This window comes from Nocardia brasiliensis IFM 10847 (genome assembly GCF_000710915.1).
Taxonomy (GTDB): Bacteria; Actinomycetota; Actinomycetes; order Mycobacteriales; family Mycobacteriaceae; genus Nocardia; species Nocardia brasiliensis_A.
In genome coordinates this window covers 80,490-94,093 of the sequence record NZ_BAUA01000174.1, presented here as the reverse complement: position 1 = coordinate 94,093, position 13,604 = coordinate 80,490, and the positions used below count along the sequence as shown (strand labels likewise).

Below are 13,604 nucleotides of genomic sequence, written 5' to 3'. Positions count from 1 at the left end.
GGGAGCCCCCTTCAAGGTCGACAGATATGAACATGCCGACCAGGCTTCCCGGCGCTCCTGTGATAGAGGTTACTCCGCCGTGGCCGGCACTGCGGGCTTTCCCGAAGCGCCACAACCGCATATCCGATCCATCCAGCGAACCGCTGATTCAGCCACGCGATGCAGCCGACGTCGAACTGACAGTCCGCTATTGCGCGGTCGTCTCGGGATGCATCGGGGCGTGCTTGCCGGTGGGCAGATTGTCGGGCGGTTCCACCCGCAGCATCCGCGCCACGGGGACATCGGTGGAGGAGTGCAGCACGATCGACAGCGCGATCGTGACCGCAACCAGATCGAAAACCACCTCACTGTCGGCGATTCCGGATTGCAACGCCAGCAACCCGTACACCACCGAGGCAAACCTTTCGGCCCGAACCATGCCGCGGCTGAGCGGGGTCCGGACGCACCCTGGCGTTCTCAGTTGTGCTCAGCAGAGAATCGCTCGCACTGGCACCCGGTGCGCGGGGCAACCGGGCATCGTCGCGCCTTCGGTGAAAGCGCCACCATCACCAGCGCATTGGAACGCCATCCGTCGAACAAGACCAGCAGCCGGGAGCGCAGGCGTACCCGACTCGGATCACATGAAGGTGTCCATGCCGTCCGCGAGCGCGCGTGCCAGTGCCAATGCGTTGGATTCGACATCGGACTCCTGTTGTGGTGTCGGATGTTGTGCGTAGCTACGGTTCAGCCGGAGATGCAATGCCGCGTTGCCGACACGGAAGTCCACTTCAGCGCTGGTATCGGTGTCCGTGGTCTCCTTCGAGGTGTACGCGTCGTCACCGAGACCTCTGATGATCTTGGCGAATCGGGCATGTTCATCGCGGTAGCTCGTGAAGCTTCGCTTCGCGGACTCCACGGCGTCGCTGCTACCCGAGTTGTCGGCGTGCCGCACTGTGATCGTGATGAATACCGTGCTGGACCGCGGGCCGGTATTGTCCGCAGCTGGTTGACCTTGCTCGGTGGTGTACGCGCCGAAACAGGTCAACACCTTCGCGGACTCGTATCCAGGCCGCTCGCTCCGAAACTCGACCTTGGGGTCGTAGAGGTTCCCAGCGAAATTCGACACAGCCCCTCTGCTGACGCCTTGGACGGGAACACAATCGGCAGGTGGACTGTCGTAAGGCGGTGCCGGTTTGTCTTTGCCCGATGTCGTTGTCCCACAACCCGCGACAGCCAGACAGCACGCCGCCGCCATGACGACAACCCGTGACCACACCCGCACGCGCCTCACGACGGCGTCCCCCAACCTGGACCCGTCGGATTGCGGGGCTGCCATCCGGAAACGGTCAACGCCGCGGGCGCAATGGCGGCGGGAACCTCGATCAGGTTGATCTTGGTGATGACGTCGTCTATTTTGCCGCCGGTGTCGATCATGTATTTGCTCAGGTTGTCGATGAGTGTTTTGGTGTCGGTCATGAATGTCGAAACGAAGTCCAATGCGGCGCTCTGGTAGCTGTCCGTGCCTGCGGCTCCGCCGGTGAGGATGACCACCAGTGCGTTGGTTTGCGCCTTCTTGCGTGCCGACTCGTATTGCGCGAGGCTGGCCGCTGTCGAGTGCACACTGGTTGTGGCGTTGGTATATGCCGTCGCGCAGTATGCACCCAGGTCGTTGAGGTAGCCGGCGATCTGGGAGATGAATGTGTTGTTCGATCGGGTCGAGGTGGCGAGCCGATCGACGTAGTCCACGGCGGCATCTCGGGCTGAACCGGCCCATCGTGCTTTGAGATTCTCGTTGGCAGTTGCCAGTCCGATACCGTCATTGCTGCCGTCGACCGCCTTGGTCAGCTCGGACACCGAGTCCTGCCAGGCCGCCAGGACGGTGGAAACTTTGCTCGGATCGCCGAGCATCTTCTGAATGGTGCTCATCCGGTCGCGCACCGGTCCGTCGACACCCAGGTCTTCTGCCCAATTCACCACATAGGCTGCCTGTTCCCAGGGGAACACCAACTCCGCGGGTAGGCCGTTGGGGTTTCGGTCCGCGGGAATTGCGAAGCCCTTCTTGTCTCCCACGGTCAGTACCCCACTTGTGCGTCGATGTAGCCGAATTTCCGGTAGTAGTCGGCATCCAAGCTCTCGAAGTGGTTTGCACAGGTTTTCAGGCCGTCTGCGGCGGATTGGATGGAGGCCGAGCCTTCGCGCAGTTTGGTGGCGAGCCGCGCGGTGGCGAGATTGAACTTCGCGGCGTTGTCCTTGCCGAAGGAGCCGAGTGCGTTGAGGTCCATCGGAGTGCCCTGAATCTTGTCCTTGGCGGCGTCCCAATGTCCGGAGGTCTGCCTGACCTCTTCGGCCTCGAGCTTCAACGCCTCGGGGACCACGTGGAAATCCTGGTCAGCCATGAAGATTGCCCCCTTCATCGGACAGCACCGGCGCCGGCCGGGCCGCGGGTGAGTTGATCGCCGCACAAATCGCCCGCAGGACGTCGGCCTCGTTGGACTGGACGACGTCGTCGATGCTCAGGCCGATCGTTTGCAAGAAGCCGTTTCCGTCGACAGACAGCAACCCGTAGGAGTGCCCCAAATCTGGGTCGATGACGGGGATCTGGCGGCTCGAGGCGGCACGCTTCTCGTGATATCGCCCGGAATCGATGTCATCGATCAGAGCACGCCAGTTCTTATTCATTTCCTGCGTAAAATGGTAGAGATTGTCGAAGTCCATCACAGCTGTCCTTCCCGCATCCTTGGACCAACCTCTATCGATGACGAAATTCGTCGGAGAAGCCTCCGGCAACGGCCTGCGCTGCGGCGACCCGGGCCGCGTTGACAGCCTCCACGATGGCGCGGGCGGCCGAGTCGATCCCTTCCGCGACCAGCCACTGCGGCTGTCGCGGATCACCGAACCCGTTCGACAACTCGATATCGAGAACGACGCCGCTACTCGAAACGCGCGCGGTAGCAGTCCGGTCCGAGGATATCCCGGTGAACTGTTGCATACGGACCTCGGCCATGACTGCCTCGATCCGGCGCCGAGCTACCGCTCGCAAGCGCTCGAACTGGTCCTGCTGCAGGTCCACGTCCTCGACCGATCCACCGCTATCGGGTTCGACGGATTCCCCTCGCTCGGGCCGCGCACTGGAAGGACGAGTGGGGACAGGCTCGACCAAAGGCCGGAACTCGACCGCAGATCGTGATACGGGCACCGCAGGATGGGGTACAGATGGCCTGCGAATTTCGAGGGGTTCCTCGTCCCAGAATTCATCGGGGTCGTCGAAGTGGTTGTAGTGACCCTGAACCGCCACTATCGACTCCTCCACCAGATAACCGCTGCTACCGCATGTTGTTTCGAATTGCCGATGACAAGCATCCCGCCCCCAGTTCCGTGTGGCCGCGTCGGTCTCGCGGACACGCAGACTATAGCGATGATCAGTCGCCAGTCCATCCCTGCTGGTCACTTGCCCGGCTTCGGCATCGGTCGAGCACCACGTGCGGCGTGGCAGCCTACGTTCGCGACCGCCCGGCAGTCGTCGCGCACTTCCACACGCGGGACGCGCTCAGTACCTCGTGCGCGTTCGATCAGCGCGCTGACCTGGCCCCGGCACCATCACCTCCGCACCACAGACTAGGCGTGAATCCGCCTGTGGGACAGACAATCCGAGCCAGACAAGTTCGAATGCCTTACCGCGCAACCGCGCCCGCATCTTCGTCGATCGTGCTCACACCGAGCGCCCGTTACAGTGGCGATGTGGCGATGCACCCCGATCAGATACCGAGATGACAGTCGAGCCCTCGGCGCCGACACATCCGGATTCGGTCGCATCCTCGCAACGGCCTATCGCCGGTTGTCGAATTGCGTTCTATCGACAGCGGGTGGTGGTGAGTGCGGCGAGGGTGGCCAGGGTAAGGACGAGGGTCATGACCGCTGCCATGGGTGCGGGGGTGTGGGTTCCGAAGAGTCCGACGATCGGGGAGGCTGCGGCGCCGAGAAGGAATTGCCCGCTGCCGAGGAGGGCGGAGGTGGCGCCGGGGGCGGTGCGTCCGCGTTGCTGGGCGATGGTGACCACGGCGGGGAAGAAGACACCGAATGCGGTGAGCGACACCAGAAGACATCCCCAGGTGACGGCCAAAGGGCTATCGGTAGTGACGGAGGCGAGGAACAGTAGAGCCGCCGCGGCCGCCGCGACTGCGGCACTGGCGACGAGCAGTGTTTCCGGTGGCCGGTGTTTCACGAGTCGTCCGCAGGCGAGGCTGCCGAGCATGTTGCCGATGGCGTTGACGCCGTAGACGAGACTGGCCGCGGCGGGGGTGAGGTGGTAGACGTCCTGGAAGACGAAGGTCGTACCGGCAATGTAGGCGAAAACCGCTGCGCCGCCGAACGACAACGCCAGTACGGGAGCCAGGACGGCGCGGCGGGTGGCCAGGGCGGCGACCGTCCGCAGGCCGCCGGTGACACCGCCGGTCAGCCGGGCCTGCGGAGGATGCGATTCGGGGATCCACCGCCAGACGCCGAGCGCGAGGAGCAGGCCGAACGCGGCGAGTACCGCGAAGACTCCGCGCCAGGGCAGGGCGAGGAGCAGGGCTCCGCCAGCCATGGGTGCGAGGACGGGGGCGGCGGCGGTGATGGCGCCGAGGCGGGAGTACATGGTGGCGATGTCGTGGTCGTCGAACAGGTCGGCGACCACGGCGCGGGCGACGACGATCCCAGCCGCGCCGCTGACACCTTGCCCGAACCGTGCCAGGTCGAGGACCGCGATGGTGGGTGCCAGCGCACAGACCGCGGAGAGGACGGTGAATCCGGCGGTGCCCGCCAACAGGACGGGGCGTCGACCGGTTGCGTCGCTGAGCGGTCCGAGGATCAGTTGTCCGACGATGATTCCCGCCAGGAATCCGGTCAGCGACAGCTGCGCGCCGGAGGCGTCGGTGCCCAGCGAGGTGGCCAGGTCCGGCAGGCCAGGCACGTACATATCGGTGGCCAGCGGCGCCGCACCGCTGAGCCCGGCGAGCACCAGAAGCAGTCGAATACGTTGTCCCGCTGCCGGTTTCGACCGCGTCGCCGGTGCGCGATGGGTGGTCATAGCGCCGGTGCCGCGCCGTCGTCCCGAGACGGGGCCCGGGGGCCGGGTGGGGTGTCGGTGTCGGCGAGGTCGCGCAGCAGTCCAGCCGCGATGGCCAATACACCGCGTTCGGCGTCGCTGAGGGTGTGGCGCAGCGCGGTGGCCAGCCAGGCGTTGCCGTCGCGCACGTGCTCGCGCAGTGCCTCGTGTCCCGCTTCGGTGATCACGATGTCGTGCTGGCGGGCGTCGGTGTCGCTGCGGGAGCGGCGGATGCGGCCGAGGTCGTCGAGTTCGTTGAGGACACGGGTCAGCGACTGCACCTGCAGTCCCTCGATCGCCGCGAGCTTCGACGCCGTCAGCGGCCCGCTGTGGGCGAGGTTCGCCAGCACCGACGCGCTCAGCCGGGTCAACGGTCTCCCGCTGCCGGGTTGCTCCGCGCGCAGCCGCGACGACAGCCGCGATACCGCCCACCGCACCGACTCGGCCAACCGCAGATCCTCGGCGGCACGCTCGCTCTCGACATCCATTATTACAAGCTATCGCTTGCTATTTCTGTGAGTCAACCCGGTAGATGCGATAAATAGGCATGTTTGTGCTTAGTAATTTGGGATCGTATCTGCGCTGGACCGCGATCTTCGGTACGTGGTGCGATCTCACACCGATTCGGTAGCCGATGGGGATCGAGGGTGTCGCGGTCGCGGGCGAGACGTGCAGACCTTCCGAAAGTGGTGGGTACACCATCGCACCGCCCGATAGTCGTATCGTCCTCAGCAAGAGCAGCGACCTTGGTTCCGGCGCATACGCTGCTGGGATGTACTGCGAGCAACCACCGCCGGTAGTGATCGACTTGGCACACGGCGTCAAGGCGAAGTCCGCGGCCGCGATAACGGTCTGTGGCGGACTGGGTGTGCTCGGTATCTCAGCCGGGCTGACAGGGCGGGTATCCGGAGGGGCCGGGGTGGCGGTGGCCTCCGGAGTCGTCGGCGGGCTGCTGTTGCTGATCGCGGTGATCGCAGTGTTGTTGTGGCAGGTGCTCACTCGACCTCGCTCGCTGGTGATCGAGCAGGCTGGTGTCCGATGGATCGATCCCCGCGGGAGCTCGTGGTCGATCGCCTGGGCCGAGTTGGCGGCGATCTCGGTGTCGCGCACGGTCAATCGCAATCCGAGGAAGCTCGTTTCCTCGGCGATGGTGCGGCTCGATTTGTTTCCCACCGACCCCGGGTTCCGGCAGCGCCATCCCGAGATGGAGCGACTGTGGGAGTTGCAGCGGGTTCGAAATGGATACCGGGTGCCATTCGGCGACATCCCTGACTCGCGTGGCCTGGCCCGCGGCTCGACGAAGCCCTGCGGGAGTTCGCCGGCCCGCGCTATCGGGGCGTGTCCGACGAGGGGTTCACCGTCGGATTGCTCTGACGGTGACCGCCGCACGCGGTCCCCAGTTACACATAACCGACCGGTCGGGCTTGCTCTTTAGGGGGTCTTTACGGCATCTTTACGGTTAGGAGCGCCGGGAAGTCTGGTCGGCAGTTGGGTTCGTTGCGAGCCGAACTTTGGTTGGACTGCTGGATTCGAGGTGCTCGACTCGTGTTGCAACGTATCGCCACGGAGGCGTTATCCGGATTGACGGTGGCGATCGTGGCATTGCCGCTGGCCATCGCGTTCGGGATCACCGCGACAGGAACGCCCGAAGGCGCCCTGGTAGGCCTCTATGGGGCGATCTTCGCAGGTTTCTTCGCCGCGGTCTTCGGCGGCACCCCTGGGCAGGTGACCGGACCGACCGGGCCGATCACCGTGGTCGCGACCGGCGTCATCGCGGCGCACGGGCTCGAGGCCGCGTTTATCGCGTTCGTGATGGCGGGCGGGTTCCAGATCCTGTTCGGACTGTGCAAGCTCGGTTCGTTCATCCGGTTCATCCCCCATCCGGTGGTCTCGGGCTTCATGGGCGGCATCGCGTTGATCATCATCCTCGGTGAGCTGGACCAGGCGCAGAAGAGTTTCCTGTTGGTTGCGCTCACCATCGTGCTGATGCTGATCTCGGCGCGGTTGATCAAGTCGATCCCGGCGAGCTTGATCGTGCTGGCGACGATCACCGCGGTTCTGCCGTTGACCGCGAGCGCGTTGGACAACGTCCGCCTCGGCCCGATTCCGCTGAACACCGCGGTCGACTACATCGGCAAGATCCCTGAGGCCATCCCCACCCTCAACACCCCCGACCTGAGTGGTTCGCTACTGCTGACACTGCTGCTGCCGGCGTTGAGCATCGCCTTGCTCGGATCGATCGATTCGCTGCTGACCTCGGTGGTGATGGACAACATCACCGGCACTCGCCATCGCAGCAACAAAGAACTCATCGGACAGGGCTTGGGCAATATCGCCAGCGGCCTGTTCGGTGGTCTGGCCAGCGCCGGCGCGACGGTGCGGTCGGTGGTCAACATCAGAAGCGGTGGCCGCACAGCGATTTCGGCCGCGACCCACAGCGTCATCCTGCTCATCTTCGTCGCCGGGCTCGGCGTCGTTGTGCAGTACATCCCGCTGGCCGTGCTGTCGGGCATCCTGATCATGACCGCCTTCGGCATGTTCGATTGGGCGACCATGCGCAAAGCTCATGTCTCGCCGAAAGGTGATGTCGTGGTGCTGTTCACCACGATGATCATCACCGTCGTGGTCGATCTGACCGCGGCGGTGGCGGTCGGCGTGCTGCTCTCACTGCTCGTCCACGCGGTGCAGGCGCGGCAACGCAAAGCCGCGCTCATCCAGGACGGCACCAGCTATCGCATCCACGGGCCGCTGTCGTTCCTGTCCGCCGACCACGTGTTCACGACGCTGCGCACCGACAAGCCCGAAGTGTCGCTGTCGCTGGCGGATGTCGGCTACATGGACATGTCCGGCGCCAAAGCGCTGCTCACCTTTATCGACCATTCCGACAAAGATGGTGTCCGCCTCGACATCACCGATGTGCCGCCACATATCGAGACCAAGATCACCGCTTTGGCCACCGAGGAACAGCGCCACCGGTGGACGGCTGTAGGCAATCCGGCCTAGCCCGGCTGACAGATACCAGAAAGGGATCTTTCCTGCAGATATCCTAATTTTGCCGAAGAGTTGCCACAATCCATGATGTGGACATAGAAATGCGGGTGCGCGGCACGCACACCCGCATTTCGGCGTGGGATCAGACTCGGGAATCGGCCTTCGTTTCGCTGGCCGGTTTATAGCTTTCCCAGAATGTCGCGCCGGTAATTTCCAACGCCCGCGGGTCGAAGACCGGGTCCTTTCCCGCTCGCTGCTGGCGCTCGTAATCGCGCAGCGCCTTGTAGGCAGGCTGCTGCAAGATGAGGATGCCGATGATGTTGAGCCAGGCCATCAACCCCACGCCGATATCGCCGAGAGTCCAAGCGTCCGTCGCTGTCGATACCGCGCCGATCACCACCGAGACCAGGATCAAGGCCTGCAACAGCAGCGTGGAGTTCGACCCGAGTGTGCCGCGGATCAGCGGAACCGGGATCGTCGAGGACTTGCCGAGCAGGAAACGCAGGTTCGTCTCGGCCATGTAGTAGTAGGCGATGATCGTGGTCAGGCAGAAGAACGCCAGGGAGACCGCGACGAAGGTCGCTCCGGCACCGCTCCACAAGGTATCGAAGCCCACCTGGGCGAATGCCGGCCCCACCGCCGCGTCCGACGGCAGTGCCCCACCCTCGGCCAACACTGGTCCCGTCGCACTCTCGTTCTCGAATACCCGGTAGGCGCCGGTGGACAGGATGAGGAAACCGGTGGCGGTGCAGATGAACAAGGTGTCGACATAGACCGCGAACGCCTGCACCAGTCCCTGTTTGGCCGGATGCGACACTTCCGCGGCGGCCGCCGCGTGCGGACCGGTCCCCTGACCCGCCTCGTTGGAATAGACCCCGCGCTTGACGCCCCACATGATCGCCGTGCCGATGATCGCGCCGAAAGCCGAGTCGACGCCGAAAGCGCTCGCGAAGATCATCCGCAGGATTTCGGGTATCTCGGTGGCGTTGACCAGCACGATGATCAGCGCCAAAGCGATGTACACGACCGCCATGAACGGCACCACCACCGACGCGAACGCCGCGATGCGCTTGACTCCGCCGATGATGACGAACGCCAGCACGATGACCGTGCCCACGGCGACCACCCATTGCTGCACGCCCCACGCCTGGTGCATCGCCGAGGCCATCGAGTTGGACTGCACACTGGGTAGCAACAGGCCACAGGCCAGCACCGTCACCGCCGCGAATACGATCCCGTACACCTTGAACAGCGACGCCGCGCGGGTGTGCGCCATCGCCCTGCTCAGGTAGTAGGCAGGTCCGCCACGATACTCGCCGGTGAGGCGATCACGCGTCTTGTAGATCTGCCCCAGGGTGCACTCGACGAACGACGTCGACGCCCCGAGGAAGGCCACCGCCCACATCCAGAACAACGCGCCCGGACCGCCGAAAGCGATCGCGGTGGCCACACCCGCGATGTTGCCGGTGCCGACCCGCCCGGACAACGACATGGTCAACGCTTGGAAAGACGAGACGCCCGAGGGTGACTTCTCCCCCTTCATCATCAACCGGATCATCTCCGGGACTTGGCGCACCTGAACAAATCTGGATCGAACCGAGAAATACACTCCGGCTGCCAAACACAGGTAGATCAGCGCGTTGCTCCATATATAGCCACTTATGGTAGCTAGGAATTCACTCAAGACACTTGCTCCCATCGGGGTAACGACGTCGACGCAGGATACTCGCATATGCCGCGCGACAACACGGTTACCGCCGATTACCACCGTGTAACAGGGGTGCAAGCATTGCTGTCGCGCACCTACGACGCCGCACGCGAATAGTCTGTGCGACAGTGGCGAGATACCGAGGCCAGTTCTATCGCAGCTTGCTTCTGCAACGATCTATACGGCATCTTTACAGGTATGTGCGGGAACGGCGGGATCATGCCCCCCGCTGCCGGGCCGAGACGGCGGCGCTGATGGGTCTCCACGGTCCCCGGATGCGCCGGATACTGGCGCGCTGTCGAGATCGATGGCGGCTTTTGCCGATTCGGCGCCGCTCGCCGGGACAGGTCGCCGCGTTGACCTTCGTCTTGGCCTGCATTCCGATCGCCGCGATGACCGGAGCGTCGTCGTGCTCGGCGATCATCGCCGAAACCCGTTCCGACACAACCAAACGGTCCGCGGAGGCCACGCTCCTCGAGGATCCGCAGCGGACCGGCTCATATCGCTATCGTGCGCGTACCCAGTGGAGCAGCGACGGTCGTATCGGGACCGCGACGGTCGAGGTGCCGCGTACGGCATCCAGAGGTGAGCGTCTCACCCTATGGCTCGACAGCGACGACACACCGACCACCGCCCCGTTGACCGGCACGCAAGCGGTGATGACCGGCATCGGCATCGCAACCGCGATTGTGGTCGCGGTAGGCATCGGCGCGTGGGGCTTGGTTCGGATAGCCGACGGCCGACGCGGTCCGCCGGCATGAATTGTGCGCGCCGGTCCTGCGCACGGCCGGCGGGCGTCGACCGCGCACCACTCGCACCGACAGTCGAAGGGCTGCAATGATATTCACCCCCGGGATCGGACCGCTATCCGAGCGACCCGCGCCAGTACCCGCGGTCGCCGTCGTCATCGAGACGAGCGCGCCGGTCACGACCGGCACACGACGCCTCACCACGGTGGCCGACTTCGGCTACGGGTTGCGTTATTCGTTGATGCAAGGACGTAACCACTTGATGGTGCCGAAGGGACAGTACCGCGTAGCGCTGTTTTCGCAGTACGCGTGGCAACGGGTCGGCCAGGCCTGGATCGATATCGACGCCGGCCATGGGCCGATCACGTTCTACTACGCTTCGCCTTACACCATCTACTCCCCCGGTGCAGCCGGGTTCGAGCCCCAGCAACGCCCAGGACGCGGCGCGGTGCTCGCGATAGTCGGTGCGGCCGTCCTGATTCCGCTACTCCTGGTCGGTATCGGGTTGCTGCTCACCCGCTGAACATGCCGATCCTGCTGAGAGCCGCTCGAGGCTGGTTCGAACTGCTACTGTATGCGCCCGGAGTGCCGGGAAGCCTGGTCGGCGAGTTGATGACACGTTGCCGAACAGACCAGGAGCCTGGATTGACCGCACACTCGATCGTCATCGGCTATGGAAACGTCGGCCGCAATGCCGCGCACGTAATCGCCGCCGCCAAAACCGGATCCGGCCTCACCATCATCGATATCGATCCAGTGCGCGCCGCCGTAGCCCGAAGCGACGGGGCACGCTCGATCCTGGGTGACGCCCAGGACTTCGAGGTCCTGCGGCAGGCCGGAGTGAGCCGCGCCGAGACCGTATCCATCGCCGTCGCCCGAGACAGCGACGCGGTGCGCATCACTTCCGCTGTCCGTGGGCTCAACGACCACGCCGTCATCTGCACATCGTTGCGCGCCGCCGGCTGGAAGGGAGTGGCCGAGCACCTCGGCGCTGACCAGGTCATCGTCACCGACAAGTTGGTCGGGCAGCTGATCGGGCTGAGTTCACGCCGTCCCGGACTGCTCACGGAGTTTCGGCGGGCGCTCTGGACACACCCGGAATGGGTTGTGGCACAGCGACAGGTACGCGCGAACGAAGTCGGACGACACCCGGCCCGCTGTGGATCTCTCGTGCTGGCGGTCATCCACGGAAGCGGTCTGCGCTGGCGCGATGACCCTGACACCGCACCACTGCGTGCCACAGATCGATTGCTGGTGATCCGAGCGGCGTGGCCACCACGGGAACCGAACGGCAGCGTAGCGGCCGCGACGGATTAGGTCGCGCAATCAACCCTTCGCCGACTCATCGCTACCAAGGTGATTTGCCGACCCCTCTCGCCCGAAACTGTGCATCGAATCCGCGTCCGGACTCGCACTGCGCCGATTGCACAACCGCAAGAACACAGCGATGCCGACGAATACGGCAACAGCAGCCAACTGCACAGCTCCGGTCATCGCAGATGCTCCTCGACGGCGCTCAGCATTCTCGACGCTTTCGTCGAGCCGACAGTGCAGCGATAGTACTCGCGCGAGCGGCCCGGCCACAGCGATCTCGGAATCAGCAAGCCGAGTCGGTCAACGATCCTCGCGTGCTCCTCGCACCAGAAACGGTGTCACAAGAGGGATGGCTTCGACAGGATGCTGTGCGCGGATCGCGGCAACCAGCAACTCGAAGCGCCAGAAATCTGCCGCGCGACTGTCTTTGCCCATCACCAACCCGGTGTGGGCACCGCCGCTCAGATCGTAGCGGGCTCATCCGAAGACGAAGTAGCGCAACCAGAGATAGGGTGCTGCGACAGCGATCGTGATCGCGGTGACCGCCGCACCTTTACGGGTGAACTCCCAGAACGAGATCGGCGCACCCGCACGCGCGGCGATACCGAGCATGACCACGTTCGCGCTGGCGCCGACCGCGGTCAGGTTGCCGCCGAAATCCGATCCCAGGGTCAATGACCACCACAGCGCGTCGGCGTGCACCGGGTTGTCGATCGTCCCCGCGAGATCGGCCACCAGCGGACTCATCGTGGCCACATACGGGATGTTGTCGATGACCCCTGACAACACCGCCGACACCACCAAAATCAGCAGCACCGCCACCAGCGCACGACCACCGGTCGCCTCGGCCGCCCAGCGTGCCATCGTCGCCACGACGCCGGTCTTGACCAGCGCGCCGACCATGATGAACAGTCCGGCGAAGAACAGCAGCGTCTCCCATTCCACCCCCGACAGGTAGTCGCCGGGTTCGGTCCCCGAGATCACGACCAGCACTCCCGCACCGAGCAGCGCCACCACCGCGGGGTCGACATGGATCGCCGAATGTGCCACGAAACCGGCGAATACGGCCAGCAGTACCGCCCCGCACTTGATCAGCAACTGACGATCGCGGATGGCCTCGCCCTCGTCCAACGCCATTACCTCCGCGATCCGATCCGGGCGCACGTCGAACGACCCGCGGAAAAGCCGAGGCAACACCAGTGTGAACACGAGCAGTTCGAGCACCACGATCGGCGTCATGTGCACAAGGAAGTCGTTGAACGACAACCCACTTCGGCTGCCGATAATGATGTTGGGCGGATCACCGATCAACGTGGCGGCACCACCGATATTCGACGCCAGTACCTCCGCAATCAGAAACGGTGCGGCCCGGATACCGAGACGATCGCAGACCAGCACGGTGACCGGAGCGATCAGCAGCACGGTGGTGACATTGTCCAGGAACGCCGACGCCACGGCGGTGATCAAGGTCAGCAGGATCATCACCCGCACCGGCGATCCCTTGGCGCGCTTGGTCGCCCAGATCGCGGCGTACTCGAAGACCCCCGTCTGCCGCAGCACCCCGACGATGATCATCATCCCGAACAACAACAGCACGACGTCCCAGTCGACACCGGTGTCGTGAGAGAAGAACGCTTCACCGGAATCGAGGACACCCAGTGCCAGCACCACCGCCGCGCCACCGAGCGCCGCCTTGGTCTTGTGGATACGTTCGGTGGCGATCAACGCGTAGGCGACCACGAAGGTGATCAACGCGACCGCAGTCACCTCGTCACCG

Annotated in this window: 15 protein-coding genes; 5 read left to right on the top strand and 10 right to left on the bottom strand. The window is 64.4% G+C overall.

Annotated elements, in window-relative coordinates:
• Nucleotides 1-187: 187 nt before the first annotated feature.
• From NBRGI_RS33860 to NBRGI_RS33825, 8 genes are all read right to left on the bottom strand, one after another.
• Nucleotides 188-391, bottom strand: a complete 204-nt coding sequence (locus NBRGI_RS33860) for a hypothetical protein (protein ID WP_235211185.1) — start codon at nt 389-391, stop codon at nt 188-190.
• A 225-nt stretch (nt 392-616) separates the two neighbouring features.
• Nucleotides 617-1,105 (bottom strand): hypothetical protein, encoded by a 489-nt coding sequence (locus tag NBRGI_RS33855; RefSeq protein WP_029901254.1) that lies wholly within the window; start codon nt 1,103-1,105, stop codon nt 617-619.
• A 161-nt stretch (nt 1,106-1,266) separates the two neighbouring features.
• The gene (locus tag NBRGI_RS33850) at nt 1,267-2,049 is read right to left on the bottom strand and encodes a hypothetical protein (protein WP_029901253.1); all 783 of its coding nucleotides are present in this window, start codon (nt 2,047-2,049) and stop codon (nt 1,267-1,269) included.
• A gap of 2 nt (nt 2,050-2,051) precedes the next feature.
• The gene (locus tag NBRGI_RS33845) at nt 2,052-2,375 is read right to left on the bottom strand and encodes a hypothetical protein (RefSeq protein ID WP_029901252.1); all 324 of its coding nucleotides are present in this window, start codon (nt 2,373-2,375) and stop codon (nt 2,052-2,054) included.
• Nucleotides 2,368-2,694 carry a hypothetical protein gene (locus NBRGI_RS33840; RefSeq protein ID WP_148311056.1) on the bottom strand — a complete coding sequence of 109 codons (327 nt, stop codon included), beginning with the start codon at nt 2,692-2,694 and terminating at the stop codon, nt 2,368-2,370. The genes NBRGI_RS33845 and NBRGI_RS33840 overlap by 8 nt, the downstream gene beginning before the upstream one ends.
• 34 nt (nt 2,695-2,728) lie before the next feature.
• Entirely contained in the window at nt 2,729-3,427 is a 699-nt protein-coding gene (locus NBRGI_RS47770; protein ID WP_148311055.1) for a hypothetical protein, read from the bottom strand.
• 402 nt (nt 3,428-3,829) lie between these two features.
• Nucleotides 3,830-5,047 (bottom strand): multidrug effflux MFS transporter, encoded by a 1,218-nt coding sequence (locus tag NBRGI_RS33830; protein ID WP_029901249.1) that lies wholly within the window; start codon nt 5,045-5,047, stop codon nt 3,830-3,832.
• Entirely contained in the window at nt 5,044-5,553 is a 510-nt protein-coding gene (locus NBRGI_RS33825) for a MarR family winged helix-turn-helix transcriptional regulator (RefSeq protein WP_029901248.1), read from the bottom strand. Before NBRGI_RS33825 ends, NBRGI_RS33830 begins: the two co-directional genes overlap by 4 nt.
• Before the next feature lie 284 nt (nt 5,554-5,837).
• Between NBRGI_RS33825 and NBRGI_RS33820 the strand changes: the two genes are divergently transcribed.
• Nucleotides 5,838-6,500, top strand: coding sequence for a hypothetical protein (locus NBRGI_RS33820; protein ID WP_148311054.1), 663 nt, complete (start codon nt 5,838-5,840; stop codon nt 6,498-6,500).
• Nucleotides 6,501-6,610: 110 nt separating this feature from the next.
• Entirely contained in the window at nt 6,611-8,068 is a 1,458-nt protein-coding gene (locus tag NBRGI_RS33815) for a SulP family inorganic anion transporter (RefSeq protein ID WP_029901246.1), read from the top strand.
• A 130-nt stretch (nt 8,069-8,198) separates the two neighbouring features.
• Here the strand turns inward: NBRGI_RS33815 and NBRGI_RS33810 are convergent, their stop codons facing one another.
• The gene (locus tag NBRGI_RS33810; RefSeq protein WP_029901245.1) at nt 8,199-9,740 is read right to left on the bottom strand and encodes an alanine/glycine:cation symporter family protein; all 1,542 of its coding nucleotides are present in this window, start codon (nt 9,738-9,740) and stop codon (nt 8,199-8,201) included.
• Between the two features lie 380 nt (nt 9,741-10,120).
• Here NBRGI_RS33810 and NBRGI_RS33805 point away from each other — a divergent pair, with 380 nt between their 5' ends.
• From NBRGI_RS33805 to NBRGI_RS33795, 3 genes are all read left to right on the top strand, one after another.
• A complete protein-coding gene (locus NBRGI_RS33805) occupies nt 10,121-10,525 on the top strand; it encodes a hypothetical protein (protein WP_148311053.1) in 405 nt (134 codons plus the stop codon).
• 76 nt (nt 10,526-10,601) lie between these two features.
• The gene (locus NBRGI_RS45650; protein ID WP_051728234.1) at nt 10,602-11,036 is read left to right on the top strand and encodes a hypothetical protein; all 435 of its coding nucleotides are present in this window, start codon (nt 10,602-10,604) and stop codon (nt 11,034-11,036) included.
• 122 nt (nt 11,037-11,158) lie between these two features.
• Complete coding sequence (locus NBRGI_RS33795) at nt 11,159-11,830, top strand: NAD(P)-binding protein (RefSeq protein WP_158439966.1); 672 nt, start codon at nt 11,159-11,161, stop codon at nt 11,828-11,830.
• A 474-nt stretch (nt 11,831-12,304) separates the two neighbouring features.
• Here NBRGI_RS33795 and NBRGI_RS33790 read toward each other — a convergent pair whose 3' ends face one another.
• Nucleotides 12,305-13,594 carry an SLC13 family permease gene (locus NBRGI_RS33790; RefSeq protein ID WP_029901241.1) on the bottom strand — a complete coding sequence of 430 codons (1,290 nt, stop codon included), beginning with the start codon at nt 13,592-13,594 and terminating at the stop codon, nt 12,305-12,307.
• Between the last annotated feature and the right edge of the window lie 10 nt (nt 13,595-13,604).

What these genes read in the sequence shown, in the direction of transcription:
- NBRGI_RS33845 (WP_029901252.1), bottom strand. Translation starts at nt 2,375, where the DNA reads ATGGCTGACCAGGATTTCCACGTGGTCCCCGAGGCGTTGAAGCTCGAG.
- NBRGI_RS33840 (WP_148311056.1), bottom strand. Translation starts at nt 2,694, where the DNA reads ATGGACTTCGACAATCTCTACCATTTTACGCAGGAAATGAATAAGAAC.
- NBRGI_RS33830 (WP_029901249.1), bottom strand. Translation starts at nt 5,047, where the DNA reads ATGACCACCCATCGCGCACCGGCGACGCGGTCGAAACCGGCAGCGGGA.
- NBRGI_RS33825 (WP_029901248.1), bottom strand. Translation starts at nt 5,553, where the DNA reads ATGGATGTCGAGAGCGAGCGTGCCGCCGAGGATCTGCGGTTGGCCGAG.
- NBRGI_RS33820 (WP_148311054.1), top strand. Translation starts at nt 5,838, where the DNA reads ATGTACTGCGAGCAACCACCGCCGGTAGTGATCGACTTGGCACACGGC.
- NBRGI_RS45650 (WP_051728234.1), top strand. Translation starts at nt 10,602, where the DNA reads ATGATATTCACCCCCGGGATCGGACCGCTATCCGAGCGACCCGCGCCA.